Below are 24840 nucleotides of genomic sequence, written 5' to 3'. Positions count from 1 at the left end.
CGTGGGCCGGGCGCACGCCTGGACGCGGCGAGGTTCAGGCGATCTCGACCAGCACCACCGGTCGCCCGACCTGCAGCCGCAGCCGCCCGCGGCCGGTTTTTTCCAGCCGCAGGCTGCCGCCGCGCTCGGCCAGCCGCTTGCCCAGCAGGATCAGCCGCGCCTCCAGGTTGTCGCTGATGTCGGGCAGGCCGATCGCGGCGTCGCGGCGCAGCTCGCGGTTGCTGAAATCGACCCGGCCTTCCGCGGTATAGGCCTGCAGCAGCCGCCACAGGATGGCGCCGGCGACGCCCTTGATCAGGTAGTCGTCATCGAGGAACAGGCTGTTGTCGCGCAGGTAGCGGCGCACCTGCAGTGGCACGACGTCGCTGGCGCGCGTCGGTGCCCGCGCCGGGGCCGGCGCTTCGTCCTCGGTGTCGGCGCAGTCCTCCAGCGCGCGGACCGCCCAGGCCAGGGTGCCGGCGAGGGTGCACAGCGCGTCCTCGTCGTCGTGGTTGAAGCGCGCTTCCTCCGGGCTTTCCACGTACACCAGGCCGATCGCTTCCTCGCCCAGCAGCACCGGCACCGCCAGTTGGCTGCCGGGTTCGGCCAGGCCGGGGAACGGGATCGCCAGTTCCAGCGGCTCGGCCAGCCCGCGCGCCAGCGCGCTGTCGCGCACCGCGCGCCCGTAGGCGTAGTCGGCGGCGCTGTAGTTGATGCGGATCGGCACCCGCTGTTGCGCGGCGACGCCGATGACGCCGGCACCGTCGGGGATCTCCGAGCCCACGCCCGAGGTCGGGTAGCCGCGGCTGGCGACCACGAACAGGCGTCCGCGCCCGCGGTCGCGCAGCAGCACCATCGCGTGGCGGATGTCGAAGCGGGTGTCCAGTGCCTCCAGCAGCAGCTCGAACAGCCCGGCCATGGTCTCCGCGCGCGCCAGCTGCGCGCAGGTGGCGCGTACCTGTGGCAGCAGCCGCTTGTGGCGCGCGGCCGCCGGCGCCGCATCGCCCACCGCCTGCAGCGCCTCCACCGCGTAGATGTCGCTGCCGCGCAGGTGGAACACGCCGGCCATGCCCGAGTGCGAGGCGATCCCGGCCAACCGCGCCTTCATGCTTTCGAACAGCGGGCCTTCGCTTTCGGTGCGCAGGTAGCGCAGGTGCAAGCGGTAGCGCGCGCCGGTCTCGGGGTTGATGACGAACGCGGTGGCCTGTGGATTGGCCAGCACGTTCTGGCGGGTCTTGTTGAAGAACTGGAACGACAGCGCCACGTGGCCGGCGTCCACCAGATGGATCTGCGAGACGTAGCTGATGTTGGGCGTGCCGTCGGCCGCGCAGGTGGCGACCACCGCCGGGATGCCGCCTTCCATGCACGCGCGGATGGCGAACAGGTCCAGGCTCACCGGGCGCCCTCCAGCCGCTGCCCGGCCTGCGGGCCCGGGGTCTGCTCGAAGCCTTCGCGGGGGTGGCAGACGATGGCGATGCGGTCCTCCGGCGGCGCGTGCAGGATCGCCAGCGGGATCGCCTCCGGATAGCCATAGCCGACCACCGTCGCCCCGAACGCGCGCACGTAGGCGTCCACCGCCGCGTGGTCCTCGGCATCCAGCGCCTGCACCCGCGCATCCGTCGCCTTCACCTGCAGGGTGCGGTGGCTGACGATGTCCGAGAACACCACCGCCACCTGGCCGTTGGTCGCCACGTCGTCCGCCAGGGGGCCGGCCAGCGCGGCATTGACGAACACCCGCACCTCGCCGTCCGCCAGCACCCGGCAGCCCACCCCGCGGGTCACCGACGGCCGCAGCGCCGCGTCGCGCGCGCCCAGGCTCATCGACACCGCCGCCTGCATGAACGCGGCGCGGTCGGCATCTAGCCAATCAGGGGCGGAGCGGATGGGCATCGCATGCGGCATGGATGGAACCGGACGGATGATACCGTCGGTTCCGCCCGATCACGCCCCTGGGCATGAGGGCGCTCAGGTGGCGCGGCGCAGCACGCCTTGCAGCCGGGTACCGGGGGCCACCGTGTTGAACACGGTGCCGTATTTCTTCACGTTCTCGTGCAGCAGCTCCAGCCGGCGCGCATCCTCGTCGGTATCGACGAGGATCTCGTAGTCGATCGATTCCATGCGCGGCGGCACGTCCTGGCGCACGCCGTGGATGCGGACTTCCACCCCGCGCAGCGAGAAGTGCAGGATCGGCGTCACCCGTTCGATGCCCTTGAGCATGCAGGCCGCCAGCGCGGCCAGCAGCAGCTCGGCCGGGTTGAAGGCATCGCTGCGGCCCGCAAGATCGGTGTCCAGCACGAGCTCGGCGGATTTGCACTGGGCCGTGCTGCCGTGTGCATCCACCCGGCGGGCGCGGACCGTGAACGTCATTTTCGGCGGTGTTTCCATGGGGTTCTCAGTGGCTTAGCAGCAGCTTTGCGAGGCTGCGGCCGGTTCCGCAGCAGGTGTGCAGCATCCGCCGCTAGCCGCTGCGGAGGCATCCTGCGTGGACGGCGCGCAGCATTCCCCGCCGGCGCAGCAGGACGCGGTGGCCTGGCCGCGGACGGGAAAGTCCTTGCGCGCCCACTTCTCCAACCCGCCGTCCAGATTGGCGACCTGGGAAAAGCCGTGATACGACAGGAAGTATGCGGCCTTCAGGCTGCGCTGGCCGCCCGCGCAGGCCAGGATCAGCAGGCGGTCGCGCGGAAGCTCGTGCAGGCGCTGCGGCAGCGCGCTCAGCGGAATTTGCATCTGGCTGGGCACATCGAAGGCAAAGGCGGCGACCTCATCCGGTTCGCGCACATCCACCAGCAGCGCGTTTTCTTCCTCGAGCTTGCGCCGGGTCAGGGTCGGGCAGAACTGGGGGACTTCCGACAGCTCTTTGTAGGTGTCGTTCATGTGGGCCTCCTCGTGCTTACTGGCTCAACCACTGTTCGATGCGCTCGCGCGCCGGGATTCCGCCGGCATGCACCACCTTGCCGTCGACCACGACGCCGGGCGTGCTCATCACGCCATAGCCCATGATCTGGCGGATGTCCTCCACCTTTTCGACCGTGACCGGAATGCTTTTGGCGCGGGCCACGTCCTCGATCAGCGCGACCGTGGTCTTGCAGTTCGCGCAGCCGGTGCCCAGGACCTTGACGGTTTTCATCGTGCATTCTCCTTGCGTCGTTGGATGCTTGGTTGGAGGGGATGGGGGCAGGGATGGGCGCTCACAGGATCGCGTTGAACACGTAGCCGACCAGCAGGATGCCGCTGGTGACCACCGCGACGAAGGTCGCGATCAGGCGCACTTTCAGCACCTTGCGCAGGATCACCATCTCCGGCAGCGACAGCGCGATCACGCTCATCATGAAGGCCAGCACCGTGCCCAGCGCGGCGCCCTTGGCCAGCAGCGCCTGCACGATCGGGATCACCCCGGCGGCATTGGTGTACATCGGCACCCCGATCAGCACCGCCAGCGGCACCGCCCACCAGGCATCGCGGCCCATGATCGAGGCCATCAGGTTCTCCGGCACATAGCCGTGGATGCCGGCGCCGATGGCGATGCCGGCCAGGATGTAGGGCCAGACCTTGCCGACGATTTCGCGCACGCTGGCAAAGCCGGCGTGCAGGCGCTCGCCCAAGGACATGCCGGTGTCGGTGACGGCGGCACTCACGCGCGGCATCTCGCGGACCCAGTCCTCCAGATGCGCTTCCATCTTCAGCCGGCCGATCACCCAGCCGGCGACGATCGCCACCGCCAGGCCCAGCCCCAGGTACAGCGCCGCGATCTTCCAGCCGAAGAGGCCGAACAGCAGGGTCAGCGCCACTTCGTTGACCATTGGCGCTGCGATCAGGAACGAGAAGGTCACCCCCAGCGGGATGCCCGCCTGCACGAAGCCGATGAACAGCGGCACCGCCGAGCACGAGCAGAACGGCGTCACGATGCCCAGGCTTGCGGCCATCACGTTGCCGATGCCTTCCCGCCGCCCGGCCAGCAGCGCGCGGGTGCGCTCCGGGGTGAAATAGCTGTTGACCATGCCCATCAGGAACACGATCCCGGTCAGGAGCAGCAGGACCTTCGGGGTGTCGTAGAAGAAAAACTGCAGCGCGCTGCCGAGGTGGCTATCGCGCGCGACCGGCAGCCACCCCACCACGGTTTCCGAGAGTGGTTCGAGGATGCGGTACAGCGCCCACCACAGCAGCGCCCCACCGGCCAGGAACAGGCGCGGATGGCGCTGCGGCCAGCGCAGGGTCGGGGTCGGGGCAACGGTGGCATGCATCGGGGCTCGTCTCCTGGAAAGCGATCGACCGGCCGCGCGTCGCGGCCGGCTTCATGCACCAGAAGACGAAGCAGGGGCGAAAAGGATTCAGGGGGCGACCGACGGGGCGGAAGCGCGCGCCTCGGGCGGGATGTGGCAGCACACCCGGCCCTGGGCATCGAACTGGACCTGGCAGTGCTGCACCAGGGCATCGCGCAGGCGCTGGCGGGCGCGCAGGAGCCGGGATTTGGCCGCGGCCAGGCTCAACCCGGCGTGCTGGGCATAGGCCTTGACCGTCTGGCCGCGCAGGTCGCAGGCCTCGAGGATGGCGCGATCTTCGGCGGACAGGCGCGCCAGATTGCGCCCCAGGCAGGCGTCCAGTGCATCCACCGGCGGGCGCTCCTCGTCGCCGGGAGCCGCCAGGGTCTCCGGCAGGGGCGCATGGGGGCGCGTGGTGCGGGCATGGTCGATCAGGGCATTGCGCGCGACCTGGAACAGCCAGGCGCGCGGCTGCTCCAGGCGGCAAAAGCCCTGCCCCTGGCGCAGGGCGCGCAGGAATACTTCCTGCAGCAAGTCTTCTGCCAGGTCGGGCGCGTCCAGGCGCTGGCGCAGGAAGCCGCGCAGTTCTCCTTCATACCGCCGCCAGGCGCCGAGCACGCAGTCGAAGGGCTGCGTGCAGTCGGCGGCGACATCGGTGGGGGCGTGCTGTGCCGGCATCGGTTTAGCGTACACCGGCAGCGGGAACCTCTGATCAACTCAGAGGTTCCCGCCGGCCATGGATGGCCGGCCGCGCATCGATCATGCAAGTGATTGAAGCGTGTGAGCCGAGTCCAGGCATGTACCGGACTCGGCGTGGGCGGACAACGCCTGGATGGCGTTGTTCAGAGCTTCCAGAGCGGGGACGTTACGGATTGCAGCGGTCGCAGTGGGCAGGGTCGGCCAGCATCCGCCGCACCGGGCGGATCGCTTCGTGGCCGCAGTGGCGGCAGTGCTGGCGATGCCCGCGTGCCAGCGTGGTCGGGGCCAGGCACCAGGCGCAGGGCAGCCCGCGCACCGGCTCGCCGGGGACGAAGTCGGGCTGGCCGCAGGCCGGGCAGCGGCTGCGCCAGGCGCGCACCAGGGCGAGGCTGGCGCGCGCGATCCGGCGCATCCGGTGCGGGCAGCGGTGCGCGCGCAGGTCGGTTTCCACCCAGGCTTCGCCATGCTCGGCCAGCAGCGTGCTCACGCGGGCTTCCAGCGCATCCCAGGTGTCCAGCTGCTTGAACAGTGCGCGCGTGGGCGTCGGTTGGCCGTCGGCGATGCCCATCACGATCAGGCCCTGCGCAGGAAAGCCGACGCGGGTGGCGAATTCACGCAGCCCGGCAAGGTCGGTGATGCGCTCGCCGGTCGCATACGGGGCGGGGGCGCCATGCCAGCCGGCCAGTTCCAGGCCGCTGTCGCGATCGACCAGCAGTACCAGTTCCAGCCCCATGCTGACGAACGGCAGCTCGGGGTGCGGGCCGAAGCTGCCCTCGCTGGCCAGCCCCACGCGCGCTTCCGGCAGCTGCGCGAAGCCGGCGGCGATCTTGGCGCGCGCCGCCTCCAGCGCGCTGCCGGTGCGCGCGATCTCGCGGCTGAAGGTACCGAAGCGGTCGCTGTCGAACCCCGGCGGCACCTGCACCCGCAGGCCGAGGAAACGGCCCAGCAGCGGAGCGATCACCCGTTCCTTGTGGTGCATGGTGGCCAGCACGGCGGTGCGTCCGACCAGCGCGTCCAGCGGTGGGGCGTGCATATCGGTGAGCGTTTAGGACGAGGGCACGCTGCCCTGTCCGGCCGCGCGCAGCAGGCGGTCGCGCAGGGCTTCGGCAGTGCCGTCGCCTTCCGGCAGTTCGGCCACGATGACCTCGGCGCCGCGGGCGTCGGCCTCGCGCAGCAGTGCATACAGCCGTTGCATGCGGGTCTCCACGCTGTTGCCGGCATCCAGCCAGAGCAAGGCCGGGTGCGCGACGGCCGGTGGCAGGGCCGAAAGCTGCGCGGTGCGCAGGCCGCGCGCCAGGCAGGCTTCCACCTGTGTCTGTACGGCCGCGGGTGGGGCGCATACCACCGCGGCGCGCGGGCTGTAGTGGCGCTTCATCAGCCCGGGGCTGCGGGTGCCGGCGGCCGGGCGCAGGTCCACGTCGCGCTGCAGGCAGGCGGCGATCTCGGCCGCGCTGATCCGCCCGGGCCGCAGGATGCGCGGGGGATCGGTGCTGACATCCACGATGGTCGATTCGATCCCGACCGTGCACGGCCCGCCGTCCAGCACCAGCGGCAGAGCATCACCGAACTCGGCGCGCACGTGCTCGGCGGTGGTGGGACTGACGTGCAGGTGGCGGTTGGCCGACGGCGCCGCGACCCCGCGTCCGAACCGGCGCAGCAGCGCCAGCGCGATGGGGTGTGCCGGCATCCGCAGGGCCACGGTGTCCAGCCCGCCGGTGACCACGCGCGGCACGTCGGGCCGGGCCGGCAGCACCAGAGTCAGCGGGCCGGGCCAGAACGCGCGCGCCAGCGCCAGCGCGGCGGGCGGCACCGCGGCCGCCCAGGCGTGCAACTCCTCCACGCTGCCGATGTGCACGATCAGCGGATGGTCCGCAGGGCGCTGCTTGAGCGTGAAGATGGCGCGTACGGCCTCGGGATTGCGGGCGTCGGCGGCCAGGCCATAGACGGTTTCGGTGGGCAGGCCGACCAGCCGGCCCTGGGCGAGCAGGGCGGCGGCGGCAGTGATCCCGGCATCGGCATCGCTGCCGGGATCAAAGGCGGGCAGGGGGGATTCCATGCCCGCTATGGTGCCATCGGCTGGGCTCATTCGCCCTGCGCGACCGAGTACCCGGGCTGGCCGTCGAAGCGGTACAGGTTCTCGGTCTTGATCGCCGGCAGGCCGTGCTCGACCAGGCGCAGCAGCAGTTCCGGCACCTGGCGCGGCGCCAGCTGGCCGTCCACCGCCTTGATCCGGCAGCGCCAGTGGTCGGTGCAGAAGGTATCGGGATGACCGTCCGGCCAGACCTTCACCCCGCGGTTGGTGATCACCGCCAGGCGCAGGCCGTCCGGAAGCGCCGCCTGCAGGCGCGCGGCGAGCGCATCCGGCGCGCGGCCGGCCTCGTCCCAGTCCAGGAACACGTCCACGCCTTCCAGCTGCTTCTCCTGGCGCTTGCGCGGGGCGGCATCCAGCGGCTGGCGCAGGGCGGCCGGCGGGGCCTGCCGGTAATCCGCGGCCGGCAGGTGCTGCGGCGCCTGGCCCAGGCGCTCGATCACCGCGTGGGCGAACTCGCGGGTGCCCAGGCAGCGCCGGCTGGTGCGCTCGTTGAACAGGTCGCGGGTGTGCAGGCCGTCCTCCAGGGTGCGCAGCCAGGCGTTGTGGATGGCGGTGGCGGCCGCGGTGTCACCCAGGTGCAGCAGCATCTGCACGCTGGCCAGCAACAGCCCGGACGGGTTGGCGATGTTCTTGCCGGCGATATCCGGGGCCGAGCCGTGCACCGCCTCGAACATCGCGCCGTGCAGGCCGATGTTGGCCGAGGGCGCCAGCCCGATCGAGCCGGCCACCTCGGCGGCGATGTCGGACAGGATGTCGCCGTACAGGTTGGGCGTCACCACCACGTCGAACTCGCGCGGACGCGCGGCCATGCGCGCGGCGCCGATGTCGATGATGCGGTGCTCGGCCTCCAGCTGCGGGTATTCCGCGGCGATCTCGTCGAACACCCGATGGAACAGGCCATCGGTCATCTTCATGATGTTGTCCTTGCTCATGCAGGTGACCTTGCGCCGCCTGTGCGCCAACGCGTACTCGAACGCGTAGCGCACGATGCGCTCGCAGCCGGGGCGGGTGATCAGCTTCAGGCACTGCACCACCTCGTCGGTCTGGCGGTGCTCGATGCCGCCGTAGGTATCCTCCTCGTTCTCGCGCACGATCACCACGTCCATGCCCGGGTGCAGCGAGTCCACGTAGGGGTGATAGGCCACGCACGGGCGCACGTTGGCGAACAGCCCCAGGGTCTTGCGCAGGGTGACATTGATGCTCTTGTAGCCGCCGCCTTGCGGGGTGGTCATCGGGCTCTTCAGCAGCACCGGATGCTCGGCCAGGATGTCCCAGGTCTGTGGGAGAATCCCGTTCATATGCCCGCTGCGGTAGGCGGCCTCGCCCATCGTCACCGGCTGCAGCTGCAGGTTGGGGGCGACGTGGCGCAGGACATGCAGCACGGCGTCCATGATCTCGGGGCCGATGCCGTCGCCGTGGGCCACGGCGATGGTGCGGGTGGCGGCGTCGGTGGCGGTGCGGGCGGGTGACAGCTGGGCGTTCATGCGTTCTCCTATTCACGTTATGAAAAACACGAAACACATGTCGCATATTAAGGGGCAATCCCGGCCGGCTGTCAAGCAGGCCGCATCCACCCGCGCGCCGGCCGCGGCCGCGCCGGCGGCGGTGCCGGACTGGACCTACTTCAGCAACCACGGCCACGTGCTGTTCTGCCTGGCGCGCGAGCCGGACATGCTGCTGCGCGAAGTGGCGGCCCGGGTCGGCATCACCGAGCGCGCGGTACAGCGGATCGTGGCCGACCTCGAGGAGTCCGGCGCGCTGCTGCGCGAGCGCGACGGCCGCCGCAACCGCTACACCATCGACCCGGACACCCCGCTGCGCCATCCCAACGAGGCGCACTGCACCGTGGGCATGCTGATCGATACCGTCATCGGCAGCGAGGAATGACCGCCGTGCCGGCGCGCCGTCGCAGCCGGTGAGACCGCCGCGGCCCACGCTTGCGGGCATGCGGATCGAAGAAAAACTGGCGGTGCTGGCGGACGCCGCGAAATACGATGCCTCGTGTTCCTCCAGCGGCGGCGCGCGCCGCGGCGCCCGCGGCGGCAAGGGCGGCATCGGCTCCACCGGCGGCATGGGCATCTGCCATGCCTACACCCCGGACGGCCGCTGCATCTCGCTGCTGAAGATCCTGCTCACCAACTTCTGCATCTACGACTGCGCCTATTGCATCAACCGGCGCAGCTCCAACGTGCGGCGCGCGCGCTTCGGGGTGGACGAAGTGGTGCGGCTCACCATGGACTTCTACCGCCGCAATTACATCGAAGGGTTGTTCCTGTCCTCGGGGATCATCCGTTCCGGCGACCACACGATGGAACTGCTGGTGCAGGTGGCGCGCCGGCTGCGGCAGGACGAGCACTTCCGCGGCTACATCCACCTCAAGACCATCCCTGAGGCCTCGCCGGAGCTGCTGGCCGAGGCCGGGCGCTGGGCCGACCGGCTCAGCATCAACGTCGAGCTGCCGACCGAGACGGGCCTCAAGGCGCTGGCGCCGGAGAAGGACGCCCGCGGCATCCGCCAGGCCATGGGCCGGCTGCGCGCCGGCATCGACGAGGCCCGCGCCGAGCGCCGCGCCCCGCGCTTCGCACCGGCCGGGCAGAGCACCCAGATGATCGTCGGCGCGGACGCGGCCAACGACCGCGACATCCTGCGCGCCAGCGACGCGCTGTACCGCGGCTACCGGCTGCGCCGCGTGTACTTCTCGGCGTTCAGCCCGATCCCCGATGCCTCGCGTGCTCTGCCGCTGCGCGCGCCGCCGCTGGTGCGCGAGCACCGGCTCTACCAGGCCGACTGGCTGATGCGCTTCTACGGGTTCGACGTGGCCGAGATCGCGCCCGACGGCGAAGGCGGCATGCTGGACCTCGACATCGACCCGAAGCTGGCGTGGGCACTGCGCCACCGCGAGCGCTTTCCGGTGGACGTGAACACCGCCCCGCGCGAGCTGCTGCTGCGCGTGCCGGGGCTGGGCGTGGCCACGGTGCTGAAGCTGCTGCGGCTGCGCCGCCACCGCCGCGTGCGCCACGACGACCTGGTGCGCCTGCGCGTGCCGATGGACAAGGCCGGCCCGTTCCTATCCGCGCTGGAGCACCGCCCGCAGGCCGACCTCGATAGCGCGGCCCTGCGCGCAGCGCTGGTGGCGGCGCAGCGGTCGCGGCAACCCGACCTGTTCGGCTTCTGATGCGACACATCGTGCTGGCCGATGGCGGGGACCTGGGCGAGTGGCGCCGTGCCGCGCGCGCGCTGCTGGCGGCGCGGGTGCCGCCGCCGCAGGTGCAGTGGGCGTGCGGGATGCAGGGCGATCTGCTCGCGACGCTGGCGGAGCCGCTGGAACCAGCGGCCGGCAACGCCGCTGCCGGAAACGCTGGGCCGATGCCGGACGTACGGGTGCCGCGCGAATTCCTCGCGCTGGCCGAACTGGTGCTGGCCCACGCGGATCCGCATCGCCACGCGCTGCTGTACCGCCTGCTGTGGCGTCTGGTCCGCGGCGAGCGGACCCTGCTGGGCATCGTCACCGATCCCGACGTGGCGTGGGCGCGCGCGGCGGCCTCGGCGGTGCGGCGCGAGCGCCACAAGATGAAGGCGTTCGTGCGCTTCCGCGAGATGGTGGACGCGGGCGGCCCGGTGTACGTGGCGTGGTTCGAACCGGCCCACGACGTGCTGCCGCTGGTCGCGCCGTTCTTCGCCCGCCGCTTCGCCGGGATGCGCTGGTCGATCCTGACGCCCTCCCGCAGCGCCTATTGGGACGGCATCGCGCTGCATCCGGGGCCGGGCGCGAGCCGTTCCGATGCGCCGGGCGATGACGCGCTGGAAGACCTGTGGCGGGTGTACTACGCCAGCACCTTCAACCCCGCGCGCCTCAAGGTGGACGCGATGCGCAAGGAAATGCCGGTGCGCTACTGGAAGCACCTGCCCGAGGCGCGGTTGATCCCGGCGCTGGTGCGCGATGCCGGCGCGCGCATGGGCGCGATGCTGGCGTCCGCGCCAACGCTGCCGCGCAAGCCGCGCCTGGAGGCCGCCGCTGCCCCACATCGCGACCGCCGTGGCCGCGGCTGACGCGCCGCATTCCCTGTCGCCGCGGGTGTTCCCTGGCGTAGCATCGACGTCCAAACAGATGCGTCCAGCCGGATGCGTGGAGCACAGGTGATGCAGGGATCGACGATGCAGGGCTTTGACGGGCGGGGCGGGATCGGCCTGCACCCGTGGCTGTGGGCCGGGGCGGCGGGGCTGCTGCTATTGCCGGCGCTGGCGATGCGGTTCTACCCGCAGGCCGGGGTGGCCTGGACGGCGCTGGACTTCGTGGTGATGGGCGTGCTGCTGGCGACAGCCTGCGGTGCGCTGGAACTCGGCCTGCGCCGGGCACGCGCGCTGGCGTATCGCGCCGGGTTCGCACTGGCGGTCGTCACCGCGCTGCTGACGGCGTGGGTGAACCTCGCGGTCGGCATGCTCGGGCGTGAGGGCGACCCCGCCAATGCCCTGTTCGTCGCAGTGCTCGCGGTGGCGGCGCTGGGCAGCGCGCGGGCGCGATTGCGTGCACCGGGCATGGTCCGTGCCATGGCGGCGACCGCGATGATGCAGCTGGCTGTGGCGGGTATTGCGATGGGCATGGGGCGGTTCGCGCCGGTCGATCTGGTGCTGACCGCCTGTTTCGCGCTGCCCTGGGCGCTGGCGGCGGTGTTGTTCCGCAAGGCGCGCTGACGTCCGCCTGCGGGCCGGATGCCCCGGGGTCAGGCGCCCGGTTTGCGCAGGTGCACGCGCGGACCCGGTGCGGAAGGGTCGTCGGGCAGGGAGGCACCGGTCTCCGCGGTATCGGTCGCCGTGTCGGGCGACGCCGCGGCGCGCGCTTCGCGCTTGCGGGCGTCCTTTTCGTCCTGTTTCTTCTTCTTCGCCAGCTCGCGCTGGCGCTTTTCGAATGCGTAGTTGGGCTTGGGCAAGGGCGGCTCCTGGGGTCAGCGGGAAGGTTTGCGGGTGCGGCTTGCGGGTGCCGCCGCCGGCGCGCCGGGCGCGGCGTCCTCGGGCAGGCCGATGCGCTGCAGGGCGCGGGTGGTACCGAGCACTTCGATGGTGCCGCCGGCCTTGCGGAAGGCGTCCATGTGCTCGGCGATCCGTTCACGGGTCAGCGTGGCATTGCGCTCCGCCGGCTTGCGGGCCTGGAACAGCGGACTGGTGCGGTTGCCGGTCGCCGGTTCCGGCGGCGGGGTGGTCTTGGTGCGCGGCATGGAGCCTCCTGTGGCGGACACGCAAAGGTGCCGGGTGGGCCGCCGGGCGCGTGCCCGGCGGTGTCGCGGTTGGCCGGGATGGCGGCCGGGGGAAGCGGGAAGGACGGAAGTGCAGGGGCCGCCGCAACGACGGAACGACAGCGGCGCGCAAGCGCGGGAGGGGTGCGGGCAGGGCGGTATCGGGGCTGGCCTGCACGCAGGGCGCGTGTTTGTCAAGCTGAATTCTACGCGAATGCGGCCCCGGGCGCCATTCGCACCGGCGGGGCGAGGAGTAGGATCGGGCGAACCTGGGGACAACGACGAGGTGGGAGATGCGTACGATCATGCAGGCAGCGGCGTGTGGGCTGGTGCTGGCCTCCGGTATTGCAGCGGCTGCGAAAATCGACAGCGGGATGCCCAACCGCATTTCGATCAACGTCACCGTGCCCAAGCAGACCCAGGGCGCCACCTTCGGCGAGCGAGTCAACGGCGGCCTCCACGCGGCGGGTAGCGCGCTGGCCCAGGGCGCCAGCCTGCAGATCGAGGCGGCCTGCGATGGCCGCCAGTGCGTGGTGACCTTCCCCGACGGGCATGGCGTGCGCGCCGACCTGCAGGCGCTGCAACTGGCGCCGGCCGAGCCGGGTGCGGCAGTGGTGGGCCATGCGCTTCCCGGCGGCGCGATCGTCTCGGCCGCGGTGTCCGCGCTGTCCGGCAATGCCGGCGGCGGCGCGGCGTCCGCCAGCTACGCGGCGACCGGCCGGGTGGCGCCGGCGGTGATGGCGATGCCAAGCCGCATGGCCGGCCCCGGGCAGATCGATGTCACCGAGCCGCTGGTCGATGGCGAGTACCTGCTGACCCTCGTGGTGGGAAAGGGCGCAGCGGAACCGGGCGTGGCCGCGAAGGGCAAGGGGATGGACAAGGTGGTGGAGAAGGCCACCAGTGGGCTGAAGGACACCCTCAAGACCCAGGTGCGCACGTCCGCCCCGCCACAGGTACGGATCGAACTCGCGTTCCAGGTCGAAGGCGGCGTGCTGAAGACCAAGCACGACACCGCCAAGAACAGCATCTCCAACGTGCGCTGAGCGCGCTCAGCGCGGGCGCTTCCCGGCGTACATGGCGGCGTCGGCGCGGGCGATCAGGGTCGCCGCGTCCTCGCCGTCGTCCGGGAAGCAGGCGATGCCGATGCTGGCATCGAGCGCGAAGGTCATGGCCTCAAGCGTGCAGGGCGCGCGCAGGCGCTGGCGCAACTGGCCGGCCATCGCGCGTGCATCCGCGGCGCCGCAGCCGGGCAGCAGTACCACGAATTCATCGCCGCCGATCCGCGCCACCAGGTCGCTCTGGCGCACGCCGTCCTGCAGTCGCTGCGCCAGCATGCGCAGGACCTGGTCGCCTGCATCGTGGCCGCCGCTGTCGTTGACCAGCTTGAAGCCGTCCAGGTCGATGTAGAGCAGGGCCACCGGGCCGGCGCGCTCGATCGCCTGCCGCAGGGCGGCGTCCAGGGCCTGTTCCAGCCGGCGGCGATTGGCCAGGCCGGTCAGCGGGTCGTGGTGGGCGTGGTGCTCCAGCTCGCGCTCCATCCGGCGCAGGTCGCCGATCTCGCGGCCGACCCCGATCCGTACGCCGTATTCGGGAAGCCAGTGCGCGGCCCACAGCAGTTCCACCACGCGGCCGTCGCGGTGCAGGTAGCGGTTGCGGAAATGGCGCTCGCCGCCCCCCTGCATCAGGGCCTGGGCCTGGCGTTCGGACGCGGGGCGATCATCGGGATGGACCAGCTCGAACAGCGCGCGCCCGACCATTTCCCCGGGACGCAGGCCGAGCAGGCGGTCGAACGCAGCGTTCGCGAAGCGCAGCACACCATCGGCATCCACCACGCAGACGGCATCCGGCAGGAGGTCCAGCACCTCGTGGGTCAGCGGCAGGCGGTGCGGCATCCATTCGCTCCGTCGGTGGTTGCCGCCATCCAACCCGATGCCGGGCATGGATGCAAGAGCGGAACTGCGTCACGCACTTCGCGTTTGCCTGCAATTCCAGCGCCGGGCTGGCGTATCGTCGGGCGATCACTGCATGCGATGCACTCCGGAGGGGAGGAATGCACCTGCCCGCGTTCTATTCGCAGGCCCCGCGCCTGTTGCTGCGCGATCCGCTGGCCGAGCTGCTCGGTGCAGCGGAGGGCGGCCTGCTGGAGTATGGCTATGCCGACGCGGTGCGCCTGGCCGGGCATTCCTGCCCAACCGTCGCCGGCGCCTACCTCGCGGTGCGTGCGGCATTGCGCGAGCTGTACCCGGATGCGTTGCCTGAGCGCGGCGGCATCCAGGTGACGCTGAGCTCGGCCGAAGTGGAAGGCAGCACCGGGGTGATCGCGCAGGTGTTCACCCTGGTCACCGGCGCGGCGGCGAACAACGGCTTCCCCGGGCTGGCCGGGCGGCATGCCCGGCACGGCCTGCTGCGCTATGGCGGCGGCGACCTGCGCGCGCTGGCCGCGTTCCGGCGGATCGATAGCGGCGATACCGTGCATGTGGCGCTCAACCTGGCGGCGGTGCCGCCGGTCGCGCATCTGCGTTCGCTGATGGAGCGGGCGCTGGCCGCCGATGCCAGCGGCGAGGAGCGTGCTGCGTTCGCCTCGGCCTGGCAGGACCGCGTGCGCCAGCTGCTGCTGGAACACGCGGACGACCCGGCCCTGGTGCGCGCCGAACGTCGCACCTGAGCGGCGGGGCGTGGCGCGTGCCTCAGCCGGCCGCCGCAGGCAACGGGAATTCGATGGTCGCCGGCGCCGCCAGCAGCACCTTCGAGCGGTAGCTGCCGTTGAAGATGTCCTCTTCCTTGACCACCACCCGCTGCGCCTTGTCGATCCAGAAGCGCTGCACGTTGCCGCTGCCGGGCTTGCCGCTCTCGGTTTCCACCAGCCAGCACGCGCGCGGCTTGCCGTCGGCCCCGGCCAGTGCGCGTTCGCCCCGCACCACGTAGTCCACGTCCATCGGCGCGGCCATGCCCACGTCGAATAGGCGGATGCGCAGGGTGCCGCCTTTCTCGTAGGGCAGCAGCGGCAGCAGGGTGAGATCGGAATGCCAGTTCATCCACCAGCCCTCGCGCATCGCGGCGAAGCCGGCCTGGGTGTTGGCGCGGGCGGCCTCTGGCAGTTCGCCCTCGCTCTCGCCCTGCCCGCTGGCGGGGGTGATGCGGGTGGTGAATGCGCGCCCGGCGCGGCTCCAGTGGCTGGTCTGCGCCAGCGTGGCCACGTCCTTGGCCGCATGCACGGTATGGGCGGTGTGGACGATGCCGTTCTCGTCCTCCCAGGACTGGTCGATCACCCAGGCATCCGTGCCTTCCACGCGTTCGCGCCGGACGCTGCTGGTGGCCAGCAGGGCGCGCTTGGCGCCGCTGCCGGCGGCCCCGTGGAAGTACACCAGGTAGGTCATCGTGGCCGGGCGCAGCGCCTCCAGGTGGAGGTCGGTGGCGGTCACGCGCACGGGCTCGGCGGCGGTCGCGGTGAACGGCAGGCCAAGGGCGAGGGCAAGCGGGAGGAGGCGGAGGGTGGGCATGGGGCGTCTCGCTGGGGAAGGCGCCCATTGCAGCCGGTCGGAGCGATGCGCGGCAGTGCCGGCCGGCACGATGACCACCGGCCCATGCACGGCGCGACGTTCAGCGCTTCGTCGCTAGCACGCCGTCCAGCGCCAGCTCGGCCTTGAAGCCGGCGGTTTCCAGCCGGCGCGCCACTTCCCGCGGCACGTCGCGGCCGGAGGTCAGTTTGTTGGGGCTGCCGGTGTAGTGGAACAGCCGCCCGCCGCGACGCAGCACCCGCGCCAGCTGCTGGTAGAAGGCCAGCGCATACAGTTCGCCGGCGATGCCGAAGCGCGGCGGATCGTGCAGGGCGGCATCGAACGCGGCATCCGGCAGGCCGGCGATCGCCTGTGAGACGTCGGCATGCGCCAAGCGCAGGCGGCCACCGCTGGCGTCGGGGTCGGGCGACCACGGGTTGAGCGCGCGCAGCCACAGCACATCCGCGTTCTTTTCGAACGACTGGATCGCCGCCACGCCCGCGTCGAGGCAGCAGGCGGCGAAGTAGCCCAGCCCGCCGCAGGTGTCCAGCACGGTCTTGCCCGCCGGTTGCACCAGCGCCACCTTGCGGCGCGCATCGTCCAGCGGCGATTCCTTCGCGGTGGGCAGCATCTTGATGCCGTCGATCTCGAAGGTCGGCACGTCCCACCCGGTGGGCACCAGCTTGATGAGTTTCCCTGCATAGCGCGACACCGGGGCGAACGCGTCGCCGTCCCACCAGTACAGCGTGCGGTCCTTGAGCTTGCCTGGATAGGGATAACGCGCGCCGCGCCAGGTCCAATGATCGTCCGCGAGCATCACGGTGTCCTGATGGCGGCCGAGGTCCAGCGAGCCCTGCCACGTGGCTTGGCCGGCGGCGCGCGCGGCGAGCAGGGCCTCGCCCAGCGGGCGGGTGAGCAGGGGCGTGGTGATGCGCGGCATGCGCGGATGATACCGGCGGCGGCAAGCGCACCGGCTTTTCCGCGACAATGGCAGGCCGTTCCCCGTGATGTGGCCCGATGTCCCTGCTTCGCCTCGCCCTGGTGTTCCTTCTGATCACGCTCAGCACCGTGCTGCACGTATTGCCGCTGCTGCTGGTGGCGCTGCTGAAGCTGGTGCTTCCGCTGCCGCGCCTGCAGCGCGCCTGCAACCCGCTGCTGACCGGCATCGCGGAAAGCTGGATCGGGTTCAACAACCGGCTGTGGGACTGGTTCACCGACACCCGCCTGGTGGTCACCGGCGAAACCGCGTTACAGCGCGACGGCCACTACCTGGTGCTGGCCAACCACCAGAGCTGGGTGGACATCCTGGTGCTGCAGAAGCTGTTCAACCGGCGCATCCCGCTGCTGCGCTTCTTCCTCAAGCGCCAGCTGTTCTGGGTGCCGCTGCTGGGGGTGGCGTGGTGGGCGCTGGATTTCCCGTTCATGGGCCGCTACACGCCCAAGCAGATCGCGCGCAACCCGGCGCTGGCCGGGCGCGACATCGAAGCCACCCGGCGCGCCTGCGAGAAGTTCCGCGCGATCCCGGTGGCGATCATGAATTTCGTCGAGGGCACCCGTTTCACTGCCGGCAAGCACGCGCGCCAGGCCTCGCCGTACCGGCACCTGCTCAAGCCGAAGTCGGGCGGGGTGGCTTTCGTGCTGGATGCGATGGGGCAGGGGCTGCACGCGATCCTGGATGTCACCATCGTCTATCCCGCCGGGGTGCCCTCGCTGCCGGACCTGATGGCCGGCCGCATCCCCGAGGTCCGCGTGCACCTGCGCCAGCATCCGATCCCGGCCGAACTTGCGCAGGGCGACTACCAGCACGACCGCGCCTTCCGCGCGCGCTTCCAGCAGTGGATGAACGTGCTGTGGCAGCAGAAGGACGCCGACTTCGAGGCGCTGCTGGAGGCGCCGATGGTGGATCACGCCGCCGGCTGATCGCGCCGGCGCTGGTGGAAATACACCTGCCCGGCGGCCCAGCGCAGGGGTGCGGAGTGCAGCAGCAGGTCGAATGGCCAGTCCATCTGGAAATGGTCGAAGGCCCAGCGCAGTAGGCGTTTGCTGCGGAAGCGGGGGGCTGCGCGGATGGCCACGGATTCCGCCGGCGGGCCGTCATCGCGAAGGTGTGCAGCGATCGCCTCGCCCACGCGCCAGCCGTGCTCCCACGCGGAATGGATGCCGCCGGCGGTCACCGGCGAGACGATGCCCGCGGCATCCCCGGTCAATATCGCGCGATTGCGTGCAATGCCGCGCACGGGTCCGGAACAAGGGATCAATCCCGCCCGTACCTGTCCTGGCCTGAGCTGGCGCGGCAGGCCGCCGGCCAGACCGACGTGCAGCAGGAATGCATCCAGATCCGGCACCCGGCTGTTGCGCGGGTCGTGACGGAGTGCGAGCCCAGCCTGGATCCCGGTCGGATTCTGCGCCAGCCAGCCGATGTAGCCCGGCGCGAAGCGTTTGCTGACGAAGCAGTGCAGGGCATCGGGATCCGCCAGTTGCGCGCCAGGGAATTCATACTCCACGCCATACAGAAATTGCCGCACCTGTCCCAGCCCGCAGCGTCGCGCCACCTGCGAGCGCGCGCCATCAGCGCCGACCAGATAGCGCGTGCGGCCGACACCCTCCACTTTCCAGCCGTCATCACGGCGCGTCGCGTCACGGAAGGGCTCACCGAGCCGCAGATCGACCCCATGTGCGCGCAGCTGCCCGGCCAGCCAGCGCATGACGTTCGGGGTGTCGGTGGTCAGGAAGTAATAGCCCGGCGCGGTCAGGCGCACATGCTTGAGCCGCGGTGAGTACAGCTGCACGGCTTCGATGCGGCGCGTCGTGCTGGCCGGAAGCTGGTTCAGCAGGGTTTGCTCGGCCGCTTCCTTCACGATGATGCCGGTAGTGTGCAGCTTCTCGCCGGGGTCGCGCTTGCGCTCGAGCACGCAGACGCGCAGGCCCCGGCGGGCCGCGGCGATGGCACAGGCGGCACCGGCGAAACTGGCGCCGGCCACGATCAGATCGTATGGAGGGGCCGAGGCCGGCATGCGTAATGGGTCTGCTGACAGTGGGAGCGCGGATGCGCTAGCGTAGCGCCATCTTCATGCCGTGGAGCCCGCCATGTCCGCCCAGTCCCGTCCGCGCTACAGCCGCTTGCAGCGGCATCTGCACTGGTGGATGGCGTTGCTGGTGGTGCTGGCCTACGTGCTGATCGAGCAGCGGGGGCTGTTCCCGCGCGGCAGTGGCGGGCGTATCGCGATGATGCAGGGGCATTTCTGGGCCGGCATCACCATCTTCCTGCTGGCGCTCTGGCGGATCGCGACCCGCCGCCGGCGCGGCGCGCCGCCGATCACGCCGGCGCTGGACGGGCTGACCGCGCTCGCCTCCAAGCTGATGCACCTGGCCCTGTATGCCTTCTTCATCGTGATGCCGCTGCTGGGTTTGGCCACCGCGTGGAGCGACGGCAAGCAGATCATGATTCCGTTCACCGGCGTTGCGCTGCCGGCGCTGCTGCCGGAAAACCGGCCGCTGGCGCATACGCTGGAAGACATCCACGGCACCATCGGCGACATCTTCTACTGGGTGATCGGCCTGCACGTGCTGGCCGCGCTGTACCACCACTGGGTGCGCCGCGATGACACCCTGCGACGCATGCTGTGAGTATCGGTGCCATTACCGCAATGAATGACATTTCGGCATCCGCATATCCCATCGGCACCCCCGGCCAGCCCTGGGAGGCGGCCGAAAAAGCCCGGTGGCGCGCGCTGCAGTCGAAGAAGCGCAGCTATGCCGACGAGGTGCTGGCGCGGATCGAGGCCCTGCGCGGAGCCTTCGACGTGGTGCAGTACGGCGAACTGGACTGGGGCGCGGATGGCTGCTATCCGCTGTTCGCTCTGCGCAGCCGCGGTTGGGATGACGCGCTGCCGGTCGCGCTGGTCACTGGCGGCGTGCACGGCTACGAGACCAGCGGCGTGCAGGGCGCGCTGCTGTTCGCGGCGCGCGACGCGGCGGCGTACGCCGGTCGCGCCAACCTGCTCATCGCGCCCTGCGTCAGCCCCTGGGCCTACGAGCGCATCCAGCGCTGGAACCCGCTGGCGCTGGATCCCAACCGCAACTTCGTGGCGGAGAGTCCTTGTGCCGAGTCGGCGGCGCTGTGTGCGTTCGTGCAGCCGCTGCGCGGGCGGATCGCGATGCACATCGACCTGCACGAGACCACCGACAGCGACGAGCGCGAATTCCGCCCGGCGCTGGCCGCGCGCGATGGCAAGCCGTATGAACCCGGCACGATTCCCGACGGCTTCTACCTGTGCGCCGACAGCGCGCGGCCGGCACCGGCCTTCCAGCAGGCGATCAACACGGCGGTGGCAGCGGTGACGCACATCGCGCCGGCGGATCCGGACGGCACCATCATCGGGTCGCCGGTGGTGGCGCCGGGCGTGATCGAATACGACTACCGCGCGCTGGGCCTGTGCGCCGGGATCACCGACGCGGCCTACGTCACCACCACCGAGGTCTATCCGGACAGCCCGCGTGCCGATCCGGCGCAGTGCAACGAGGCCCAGGCTGCCGCCGTGCGCGCGGCGCTGGAGTTCGCGCTGGCGCATCCCTGACAGCGGGCAGGCTCAGCGCGGAGTCTCCTGCTGGCTCATCCGCCACAGCATCAGCGCAAAACAGACCAGCCCGCCGACGAAGCCCAGTGCCAGCGCCAGGTCGGCACGGGCGGGATTGCTGGCCAGCTGGTTGACCGGCATCTGCCAGGGCATCACCACGCCGGCCTTGGCGGAGGTGGCGACCACCGAGAAGAAGGTGCCGGCGATGCCCAGCGCGAGCGCCGGAACGAAGCTGGCATAGCGCAGCGCTAGCCACAGCTGCACGGCCACCAGCAACCAGGCGGCTAGGAAGATCCGCCCGAGCAGCAGCAGGAATGCCGGCAGGTCCGGCGCGCCCGTGGCCGCCACGGCAGGCTTCAGTGCGCCGACCAGCAGGACCGCCAGCGGTGCCAGCACGGCCAGCAGCACGCTCATGCCTGCCACCACCCCCAACGCGCAGGCCGCCTTGGCAGCGTAGAAGTGCCAGCGCGGCCGCGGCAGTGCACGCAGGTGGTCCCAAGCACGCGGCCCGTGTTCGGTTTGGGCCAGCAGCGCGGCAAGCGCGGTGGCGCACATCGGCAGCATGAAGAAGGCCCAGATCGCCGCCGATGACTGCAACGGCATCGTCCATGGGACCGGCTTTCCAATGCGAAGCAGGTTGAAGAACACGAACACGGCGATCAGCAGCGGCGCGACGGCGGCCAGCAGCAGGGCCAGTGATCGGCGCAGTTTGTAGGCTTCCACCGCGAGCGCGGTGGAGAAGCAGGGCGGGGCGAAGGCAACGGTCCGGGTGGTCATGGCAGGGTCCTCGTCAGGCGGCGGCCGCGGGTTGCGCGGCTTGCCGGTACAGGGCTTCCAGGCTGCGGCGGCGCGGCGCCAGCGCGTGCACGCGCACGCCGGCCGCGCACAGCGCGTGGTTCAGGGTCGCGGCGGCCGCGTGCGGGACCTCGCCCGCGGCGAGGCGCACCACCACGGCATCGGCGTCGGTCTCGCGCTCGGCGATGAAGCCATGATCGCGAACCACGGCCAGCGCACGCTCGGGCGCATCGCTGCCGATTTCCACCTCGGCGGCCATGCCCGCCTGTAGGGCGGTCAGTGCGCCTTCCAGCACCAGCCGGCCGTGGCTGACGATGCCAACGTGGGTCGCGACCTGTTCGATTTCCCCCAGCAGGTGGCTGGACACCAGCACGGTGGCGCCGGCGCGGTCGGGAAGTTCGCGCAGGAAGCGGCGCATGTCGGCGATGCCCTCGGGGTCCAGGCCGTTGGTGGGCTCGTCCAGCACCAGCACCGGCGGGGCGCCCAGCATCGCCCGCGCCAGCCCCAGCCGCTGGCGCATGCCCAGCGAATAGTCGGACACCCGGCGACGCCCGTGCGTGGCCATGTCGGTGGCGGCCAGCACGCGGTCGATCTCGGTGGCGGGCAGGCCCAGCAGGCACCGGCTCAGGTCCAGGTTCTCGCGGCCGGTCAGGTGCGGATAGAAGCCCTGCGCCTCCAGCAGCGCGCCGACCTGGCGGGCAGCCGCCAGCCGATCGCGGGTGACGTCCAGGCCCTGGATCCGGACGCTGCCAGCATCCGGCTGCAGAAGGCCCAGCAGCAGCTTGATCGTGGTGGTCTTTCCGGCGCCGTTGCGGCCGAGAAAGCCGTAGACGCTGCGCGCGGGGACGGTCATGTCGATGCGGTCGACCGCGATGCGGTCGCCGAAGCGGCGGGTGAGGCCGCGGGTTTCGATGGCGGCGGGCATGGGGGAAGACTCCTGTGGAAATTTAAGTCGGGCATAAAGTTTGCGCAGACCCCGGGATTTAAGTCAAGATTAAAACTGCATCAATCATTGACACCCGCGAACACCTTCCCGCCATGTCCACCCCAGACCGTTTCCGGCAGCAATGCCGCCTGCTCCGCATTGCCACATTGGTGGTGTTCTGCGGGTTGTTCCTGTTGCTTGCCCTGGGCGCCGGGGGATTGCCGTGGTTTCCGTCGCGTGCCGACGGCGGCTTCGGAGTGCGGCTGCCGCTGATGCTCGTCCGGCTGCTACCGGGGGTGGGCTATCTGTGGGCGCTGTGGGCGGTGCAGCGCGCGCTGGGCGAGTTGGCTGCCGGCCGGCTGTTCCAGGCCGCTCTGGTTCGCGCGTTGCGCCAGGTTGGCATCGGCGTGCTGGCCGGTGCGTTGCTCAGCGTGTTCGCGGTGACCAACCTCTCGCGATGGATCCTGGGCGGCCACGGCAGCGTGCTTTACTTCGACCTGTCCGGCATCGTGCTGGGCGTGGTCGGCGCCGCGCTGGTGCTGCTGGCGCGCGTGGTGGACAGCGCCCGCGCGCTGCAGGCCGAACTGGACGAGATCGTCTGATGCCGATCCGGATCACGCTGGACGCGATGCTGGCCCGGCGCGGCATGACCGCGCGGGAACTGGCGGCGACGGTGGGCATCAGCGAGACCCAGATGTCGCTGTTCCGCAGCGGCAAGGTCAAGGGCATTCGGTTCCGCACGCTGGCGCGGCTGTGCGCGGCGCTGGGCTGCGCGCCCGGCGACCTGCTGGACTATGCCTACGATGCGGACGACCTGCGCGACGCCGACGAGGGCGCGGACGGCGAGGACTGAGCAGCAGGTCTTGTGCGGACGGTCGCCGCCGTGTCAGCGGATCGGCTCGTCCAGCATCAACTCGCGCACGTAGCGCACCGGCGGGGCGCCGTAGGACAGCACCTGGTCGTGGTAGGCCTTGAGGTCGAAGCGGTCGCCCAGCTTGCGCCGCATCGCCTCGCGCAGGTCCAGGTGCTCCTGCACGCCGACGAAATAGGTGGGCAGCTGCGCCGAGGTCAGCTGCGCGCGCACCCACTTGCCGGCGGCCTCGCTTTCCTGCTGGAAGGCGTCGTGGGTCATCAGGTGCATGGCCTGCTCGCGGCTCCAGCCGTCCACGTGCACGCCCTGGTCGAGCAGCGCGTTGGCGATGGTGCGCAGGTAGAACTTCAGCTGCACCAGGTGGAACAGCGGGTCGCCATCCAGGTAGCCCTGTTCCTGCATCATGCGCTCGGTATAGACCGCCCAGCCTTCCGCGAACACCCCGGAGCGCAGCACGCCGCGCAGCACGGACGGATATTTGGCCGAGTGCCAGCCCTCCAGGTAGTGGCCGGGGATGCCCTCGTGGATCGACAGCAGCTGGATCATGCGGCTGTTGTATTCGCGCAGGAACGAATCGGCCTGCGCCCGGCTCCAGTCGTCCGGGATCGGCGAGATCGCGTAAAAGGTCTTCTGGCCCTTGTCGAGCGGGCCCGGCGAGTCGCAGTAAGCGACCGCCACGCCGCGCTGGAACTCCGGCATCAGGATCACGTCCACCGGGGCATCCGGCAGGGTGACGAGATTCTTTTCGCGCACGAAGTCGGTGGCCGATGCCAGCGCCGCCTTGGCCGCGTCCACCACCGCATCGCGCGCCGGGTGGTCGGCATAGGCCAGCTCCAGCGCGGCCTCGATCGCCGCCTGCTGCTGCGCGTCGGTCGGCTGCTCCGGCAATGGCGGCGCGCCGGCCTTGCCGGCCAGCACGGTGCGGGCGATGGCGTACATCTGCGCGCGCACGCGCTGCATCTCGGCTTCGGCGCGCTGCTTGATCTCGGCGCGCGAGAGCGAGGAGGACAGCGCGAACTTGAGCTTCTGGTCGTATTTCTCGGCGCCGATGCGGAAGTCGCCCTTGGCGTTCGGCACCAGAGTCTTGTCCAGCCATGCCTGCTGCTCGGCCACCGCCTGCTTGAGCGTGGCGATCGCGGCGCGGGTGCGCGCGGCGTCGGCGGCCGGCAGGGCGTCCAGGTGCGGGGTGATGAAGGTCTCGACGATCGACAGGATCCCGGCGTTCTGGCGTGCCACCGTCTGCGCGTGGATCTTCGGCACCCGCGCCGGGTCGAGGTTGGCGCGCGCCTGTGCGAATAGCGCCGGCAGCTTCTCCATGCGCGCGGTGGCGGCTTTGATGCGCTCTGGCAGCGGCGCGAAATCGCGCGCCATCAGGCCGTAGATGGCGCCACCGGCCAGCCCGCCGTACAGCTGCGGGTCCCAGGCCCAGTCCTGCAGCACGTCGTTGCTCCAGATGTCCGACTGCAGCTGGTTGCGCAGCAGCGCGGCATCCACCTGGTTCTCGCGCGAGAGCTTGCCGGTATCGATGGCATCGAGCTTGGCCAGCAGCGCCTTGCTGGTGTCCACCCGGCGCTGGCGGCCGGCGGCGCTGAGGTCGTCCAGCTCGGCATCGAAGCGGTGGTCGCCGGCCTGGGTGGCCGCCACCGGCGACAGCCTCATCCAGTCGTCCACCGCTTGCCGCGACAGCGCGGCGAAGGCGGCATTGGCGTCGCTGGCCGGGGCGGTCGCCGTGCCGGCGGCCGGGGGCGGCGGCGTTTGCGGGCCGCCGCAGCCGGCGAGCAGGGTGGTCAAGGTCAGGGCCAGCAGGCGATGGCGCATCCGGAAAGCTCCCCAGTCGTTCGAGACCACCACGATACGGGCTGCGCGCGGCCGCGCCCAGTGCCGGAAGCCCCGCCCGCGTGGCGCCTCGGGCCGC

The 24840-nt window shown here is 70.9% G+C and carries 30 protein-coding genes; 11 read left to right on the top strand and 19 right to left on the bottom strand.

Features of this window, described 5'->3' with window-relative positions:
- Positions 1 to 34 precede the first annotated feature (34 nt).
- From EDC34_RS09555 to EDC34_RS09510, 10 genes are all read right to left on the bottom strand, one after another.
- A complete protein-coding gene (locus tag EDC34_RS09555; RefSeq protein WP_240311102.1) occupies positions 35 to 1375 on the bottom strand; it encodes a GAF domain-containing protein in 1341 nt (446 codons plus the stop codon).
- Entirely contained in the window at positions 1372 to 1869 is a 498-nt protein-coding gene (locus EDC34_RS09550) for a hypothetical protein (protein WP_132982881.1), read from the bottom strand. The genes EDC34_RS09555 and EDC34_RS09550 overlap by 4 nt, the downstream gene beginning before the upstream one ends.
- Before the next feature lie 75 nt (positions 1870 to 1944).
- Positions 1945 to 2346, bottom strand: a complete 402-nt coding sequence (locus EDC34_RS09545; RefSeq protein WP_114960460.1) for an OsmC family protein — start codon at positions 2344 to 2346, stop codon at positions 1945 to 1947.
- Between the two features lie 33 nt (positions 2347 to 2379).
- The gene (locus EDC34_RS09540) at positions 2380 to 2853 is read right to left on the bottom strand and encodes a rhodanese-like domain-containing protein (RefSeq protein ID WP_114960461.1); all 474 of its coding nucleotides are present in this window, start codon (positions 2851 to 2853) and stop codon (positions 2380 to 2382) included.
- Between the two features lie 16 nt (positions 2854 to 2869).
- Complete coding sequence (locus tag EDC34_RS09535) at positions 2870 to 3106, bottom strand: thioredoxin family protein (RefSeq protein WP_114960462.1); 237 nt, start codon at positions 3104 to 3106, stop codon at positions 2870 to 2872.
- A gap of 61 nt (positions 3107 to 3167) precedes the next feature.
- A complete protein-coding gene (locus EDC34_RS09530; RefSeq protein ID WP_114960463.1) occupies positions 3168 to 4220 on the bottom strand; it encodes a permease in 1053 nt (350 codons plus the stop codon).
- An 87-nt stretch (positions 4221 to 4307) separates the two neighbouring features.
- On the bottom strand, positions 4308 to 4916 hold the full coding sequence (locus tag EDC34_RS09525; RefSeq protein WP_114960464.1) for a sigma-70 family RNA polymerase sigma factor: 609 nt from the start codon (positions 4914 to 4916) through the stop codon (positions 4308 to 4310).
- A 187-nt stretch (positions 4917 to 5103) separates the two neighbouring features.
- A complete protein-coding gene (locus tag EDC34_RS09520; protein WP_114960465.1) occupies positions 5104 to 5970 on the bottom strand; it encodes a DUF6671 family protein in 867 nt (288 codons plus the stop codon).
- Between the two features lie 12 nt (positions 5971 to 5982).
- The gene (locus EDC34_RS09515; RefSeq protein ID WP_114960466.1) at positions 5983 to 6993 is read right to left on the bottom strand and encodes an L-threonylcarbamoyladenylate synthase; all 1011 of its coding nucleotides are present in this window, start codon (positions 6991 to 6993) and stop codon (positions 5983 to 5985) included.
- Positions 6994 to 7019: 26 nt separating this feature from the next.
- Positions 7020 to 8513 (bottom strand): NADP-dependent isocitrate dehydrogenase, encoded by a 1494-nt coding sequence (locus tag EDC34_RS09510; protein WP_114960467.1) that lies wholly within the window; start codon positions 8511 to 8513, stop codon positions 7020 to 7022.
- Between the two features lie 37 nt (positions 8514 to 8550).
- Between EDC34_RS09510 and EDC34_RS09505 the strand changes: the two genes are divergently transcribed.
- The 4 genes from EDC34_RS09505 to EDC34_RS09490 all read left to right on the top strand — a co-directional run bounded on the left by EDC34_RS09505 (position 8551) and on the right by EDC34_RS09490 (position 11721).
- Positions 8551 to 8916 carry a helix-turn-helix transcriptional regulator gene (locus EDC34_RS09505; RefSeq protein WP_114960468.1) on the top strand — a complete coding sequence of 122 codons (366 nt, stop codon included), beginning with the start codon at positions 8551 to 8553 and terminating at the stop codon, positions 8914 to 8916.
- Between the two features lie 58 nt (positions 8917 to 8974).
- On the top strand, positions 8975 to 10204 hold the full coding sequence (locus tag EDC34_RS09500) for a putative DNA modification/repair radical SAM protein (protein ID WP_114960469.1): 1230 nt from the start codon (positions 8975 to 8977) through the stop codon (positions 10202 to 10204).
- On the top strand, positions 10204 to 11079 hold the full coding sequence (locus EDC34_RS09495) for a TIGR03915 family putative DNA repair protein (protein ID WP_114960470.1): 876 nt from the start codon (positions 10204 to 10206) through the stop codon (positions 11077 to 11079). The genes EDC34_RS09500 and EDC34_RS09495 overlap by 1 nt, the downstream gene beginning before the upstream one ends.
- Before the next feature lie 90 nt (positions 11080 to 11169).
- Entirely contained in the window at positions 11170 to 11721 is a 552-nt protein-coding gene (locus tag EDC34_RS09490) for a hypothetical protein (RefSeq protein ID WP_132982880.1), read from the top strand.
- 29 nt (positions 11722 to 11750) lie between these two features.
- Here the strand turns inward: EDC34_RS09490 and EDC34_RS09485 are convergent, their stop codons facing one another.
- Entirely contained in the window at positions 11751 to 11957 is a 207-nt protein-coding gene (locus EDC34_RS09485; RefSeq protein ID WP_114960472.1) for a hypothetical protein, read from the bottom strand.
- Positions 11958 to 11972: 15 nt separating this feature from the next.
- Positions 11973 to 12242 carry a hypothetical protein gene (locus EDC34_RS09480; protein WP_114960473.1) on the bottom strand — a complete coding sequence of 90 codons (270 nt, stop codon included), beginning with the start codon at positions 12240 to 12242 and terminating at the stop codon, positions 11973 to 11975.
- 311 nt (positions 12243 to 12553) lie between these two features.
- Between EDC34_RS09480 and EDC34_RS09475 the strand changes: the two genes are divergently transcribed.
- Positions 12554 to 13303 (top strand): hypothetical protein, encoded by a 750-nt coding sequence (locus EDC34_RS09475; protein WP_132982879.1) that lies wholly within the window; start codon positions 12554 to 12556, stop codon positions 13301 to 13303.
- A gap of 6 nt (positions 13304 to 13309) precedes the next feature.
- Here the strand turns inward: EDC34_RS09475 and EDC34_RS09470 are convergent, their stop codons facing one another.
- Positions 13310 to 14152 (bottom strand): sensor domain-containing diguanylate cyclase, encoded by an 843-nt coding sequence (locus EDC34_RS09470; RefSeq protein ID WP_114960569.1) that lies wholly within the window; start codon positions 14150 to 14152, stop codon positions 13310 to 13312.
- 158 nt (positions 14153 to 14310) lie between these two features.
- Here EDC34_RS09470 and EDC34_RS09465 point away from each other — a divergent pair, with 158 nt between their 5' ends.
- The gene (locus EDC34_RS09465) at positions 14311 to 14925 is read left to right on the top strand and encodes an FmdE family protein (protein ID WP_114960475.1); all 615 of its coding nucleotides are present in this window, start codon (positions 14311 to 14313) and stop codon (positions 14923 to 14925) included.
- Positions 14926 to 14947: 22 nt separating this feature from the next.
- Here the strand turns inward: EDC34_RS09465 and EDC34_RS09460 are convergent, their stop codons facing one another.
- Both EDC34_RS09460 and EDC34_RS09455 read right to left on the bottom strand, forming a co-directional pair.
- On the bottom strand, positions 14948 to 15760 hold the full coding sequence (locus tag EDC34_RS09460) for a DUF3108 domain-containing protein (RefSeq protein ID WP_114960476.1): 813 nt from the start codon (positions 15758 to 15760) through the stop codon (positions 14948 to 14950).
- Between the two features lie 100 nt (positions 15761 to 15860).
- Positions 15861 to 16697 (bottom strand): class I SAM-dependent methyltransferase, encoded by an 837-nt coding sequence (locus EDC34_RS09455; RefSeq protein ID WP_114960477.1) that lies wholly within the window; start codon positions 16695 to 16697, stop codon positions 15861 to 15863.
- 77 nt (positions 16698 to 16774) lie between these two features.
- Between EDC34_RS09455 and EDC34_RS09450 the strand changes: the two genes are divergently transcribed.
- Complete coding sequence (locus EDC34_RS09450) at positions 16775 to 17677, top strand: 1-acylglycerol-3-phosphate O-acyltransferase, YihG family (RefSeq protein WP_114960478.1); 903 nt, start codon at positions 16775 to 16777, stop codon at positions 17675 to 17677.
- Here the strand turns inward: EDC34_RS09450 and EDC34_RS09445 are convergent.
- Positions 17662 to 18771, bottom strand: a complete 1110-nt coding sequence (locus EDC34_RS09445; RefSeq protein WP_114960479.1) for an NAD(P)/FAD-dependent oxidoreductase — start codon at positions 18769 to 18771, stop codon at positions 17662 to 17664. The genes EDC34_RS09450 and EDC34_RS09445 overlap by 16 nt on opposite strands.
- A gap of 73 nt (positions 18772 to 18844) precedes the next feature.
- On the opposite strand from EDC34_RS09445, the gene EDC34_RS09440 reads away from it, so the two are divergent.
- Positions 18845 to 19384: a cytochrome b gene (locus EDC34_RS09440; protein ID WP_114960480.1), complete on the top strand. Its 540-nt coding sequence runs from the start codon at positions 18845 to 18847 to the stop codon at positions 19382 to 19384.
- A gap of 20 nt (positions 19385 to 19404) precedes the next feature.
- Complete coding sequence (locus EDC34_RS09435) at positions 19405 to 20334, top strand: M14 family metallopeptidase (protein ID WP_114960481.1); 930 nt, start codon at positions 19405 to 19407, stop codon at positions 20332 to 20334.
- A gap of 12 nt (positions 20335 to 20346) precedes the next feature.
- Here the strand turns inward: EDC34_RS09435 and EDC34_RS09430 are convergent, their stop codons facing one another.
- Positions 20347 to 21111, bottom strand: coding sequence for an ABC transporter permease (locus tag EDC34_RS09430; RefSeq protein ID WP_114960482.1), 765 nt, complete (start codon positions 21109 to 21111; stop codon positions 20347 to 20349).
- 13 nt (positions 21112 to 21124) lie between these two features.
- Positions 21125 to 22054, bottom strand: a complete 930-nt coding sequence (locus tag EDC34_RS09425) for an ABC transporter ATP-binding protein (RefSeq protein ID WP_114960483.1) — start codon at positions 22052 to 22054, stop codon at positions 21125 to 21127.
- A gap of 113 nt (positions 22055 to 22167) precedes the next feature.
- On the opposite strand from EDC34_RS09425, the gene EDC34_RS09420 reads away from it, so the two are divergent.
- Both EDC34_RS09420 and EDC34_RS09415 read left to right on the top strand, forming a co-directional pair.
- Positions 22168 to 22656 carry a DUF2975 domain-containing protein gene (locus EDC34_RS09420; protein ID WP_114960484.1) on the top strand — a complete coding sequence of 163 codons (489 nt, stop codon included), beginning with the start codon at positions 22168 to 22170 and terminating at the stop codon, positions 22654 to 22656.
- Positions 22656 to 22907, top strand: coding sequence for a helix-turn-helix domain-containing protein (locus EDC34_RS09415; RefSeq protein WP_114960485.1), 252 nt, complete (start codon positions 22656 to 22658; stop codon positions 22905 to 22907). Before EDC34_RS09420 ends, EDC34_RS09415 begins: the two co-directional genes overlap by 1 nt.
- A 33-nt stretch (positions 22908 to 22940) precedes the next feature.
- On the opposite strand, the gene EDC34_RS09410 is transcribed toward EDC34_RS09415, so the two are convergent.
- On the bottom strand, positions 22941 to 24743 hold the full coding sequence (locus tag EDC34_RS09410; protein WP_114960486.1) for a DUF885 domain-containing protein: 1803 nt from the start codon (positions 24741 to 24743) through the stop codon (positions 22941 to 22943).
- Positions 24744 to 24840: the final 97 nt, after the last annotated feature.

This window comes from Thermomonas haemolytica (assembly GCF_004346265.1).
Lineage (GTDB): Bacteria > Pseudomonadota > Gammaproteobacteria > Xanthomonadales > Xanthomonadaceae > Thermomonas > Thermomonas haemolytica.
The sequence above is the reverse complement of the archived record's forward strand: the minus strand, read 5'-3'. Positions and strand labels throughout refer to the sequence as shown.

Bases quoted from the DNA above. Each gene is read 5' to 3' on its own strand.
- EDC34_RS09545 (WP_114960460.1), bottom strand. From the start codon at position 2,346: ATGACGTTCACGGTCCGCGCCCGCCGGGTGGATGCACACGGCAGCACG.
- EDC34_RS09520 (WP_114960465.1), bottom strand. From the start codon at position 5,970: ATGCACGCCCCACCGCTGGACGCGCTGGTCGGACGCACCGCCGTGCTG.
- EDC34_RS09495 (WP_114960470.1), top strand. From the start codon at position 10,204: ATGCGACACATCGTGCTGGCCGATGGCGGGGACCTGGGCGAGTGGCGC.
- EDC34_RS09475 (WP_132982879.1), top strand. From the start codon at position 12,554: ATGCGTACGATCATGCAGGCAGCGGCGTGTGGGCTGGTGCTGGCCTCC.
- EDC34_RS09465 (WP_114960475.1), top strand. From the start codon at position 14,311: ATGCACCTGCCCGCGTTCTATTCGCAGGCCCCGCGCCTGTTGCTGCGC.
- EDC34_RS09415 (WP_114960485.1), top strand. From the start codon at position 22,656: ATGCCGATCCGGATCACGCTGGACGCGATGCTGGCCCGGCGCGGCATG.
- EDC34_RS09540 (WP_114960461.1), bottom strand. From the start codon at position 2,853: ATGAACGACACCTACAAAGAGCTGTCGGAAGTCCCCCAGTTCTGCCCG.
- EDC34_RS09445 (WP_114960479.1), bottom strand. From the start codon at position 18,771: ATGCCGGCCTCGGCCCCTCCATACGATCTGATCGTGGCCGGCGCCAGT.
- EDC34_RS09410 (WP_114960486.1), bottom strand. From the start codon at position 24,743: ATGCGCCATCGCCTGCTGGCCCTGACCTTGACCACCCTGCTCGCCGGC.
- EDC34_RS09505 (WP_114960468.1), top strand. From the start codon at position 8,551: ATGTCGCATATTAAGGGGCAATCCCGGCCGGCTGTCAAGCAGGCCGCA.
- EDC34_RS09510 (WP_114960467.1), bottom strand. From the start codon at position 8,513: ATGAACGCCCAGCTGTCACCCGCCCGCACCGCCACCGACGCCGCCACC.
- EDC34_RS09490 (WP_132982880.1), top strand. From the start codon at position 11,170: ATGCAGGGATCGACGATGCAGGGCTTTGACGGGCGGGGCGGGATCGGC.
- EDC34_RS09460 (WP_114960476.1), bottom strand. From the start codon at position 15,760: ATGCCCACCCTCCGCCTCCTCCCGCTTGCCCTCGCCCTTGGCCTGCCG.
- EDC34_RS09530 (WP_114960463.1), bottom strand. From the start codon at position 4,220: ATGCATGCCACCGTTGCCCCGACCCCGACCCTGCGCTGGCCGCAGCGC.
- EDC34_RS09525 (WP_114960464.1), bottom strand. From the start codon at position 4,916: ATGCCGGCACAGCACGCCCCCACCGATGTCGCCGCCGACTGCACGCAG.
- EDC34_RS09550 (WP_132982881.1), bottom strand. From the start codon at position 1,869: ATGCCCATCCGCTCCGCCCCTGATTGGCTAGATGCCGACCGCGCCGCG.
- EDC34_RS09420 (WP_114960484.1), top strand. From the start codon at position 22,168: ATGTCCACCCCAGACCGTTTCCGGCAGCAATGCCGCCTGCTCCGCATT.
- EDC34_RS09480 (WP_114960473.1), bottom strand. From the start codon at position 12,242: ATGCCGCGCACCAAGACCACCCCGCCGCCGGAACCGGCGACCGGCAAC.
- EDC34_RS09455 (WP_114960477.1), bottom strand. From the start codon at position 16,697: ATGCCGCGCATCACCACGCCCCTGCTCACCCGCCCGCTGGGCGAGGCC.
- EDC34_RS09515 (WP_114960466.1), bottom strand. From the start codon at position 6,993: ATGGAATCCCCCCTGCCCGCCTTTGATCCCGGCAGCGATGCCGATGCC.
- EDC34_RS09425 (WP_114960483.1), bottom strand. From the start codon at position 22,054: ATGCCCGCCGCCATCGAAACCCGCGGCCTCACCCGCCGCTTCGGCGAC.
- EDC34_RS09430 (WP_114960482.1), bottom strand. From the start codon at position 21,111: ATGACCACCCGGACCGTTGCCTTCGCCCCGCCCTGCTTCTCCACCGCG.
- EDC34_RS09470 (WP_114960569.1), bottom strand. From the start codon at position 14,152: ATGCCGCACCGCCTGCCGCTGACCCACGAGGTGCTGGACCTCCTGCCG.
- EDC34_RS09450 (WP_114960478.1), top strand. From the start codon at position 16,775: ATGTCCCTGCTTCGCCTCGCCCTGGTGTTCCTTCTGATCACGCTCAGC.
- EDC34_RS09435 (WP_114960481.1), top strand. From the start codon at position 19,405: ATGAATGACATTTCGGCATCCGCATATCCCATCGGCACCCCCGGCCAG.
- EDC34_RS09440 (WP_114960480.1), top strand. From the start codon at position 18,845: ATGTCCGCCCAGTCCCGTCCGCGCTACAGCCGCTTGCAGCGGCATCTG.
- EDC34_RS09535 (WP_114960462.1), bottom strand. From the start codon at position 3,106: ATGAAAACCGTCAAGGTCCTGGGCACCGGCTGCGCGAACTGCAAGACC.
- EDC34_RS09500 (WP_114960469.1), top strand. From the start codon at position 8,975: ATGCGGATCGAAGAAAAACTGGCGGTGCTGGCGGACGCCGCGAAATAC.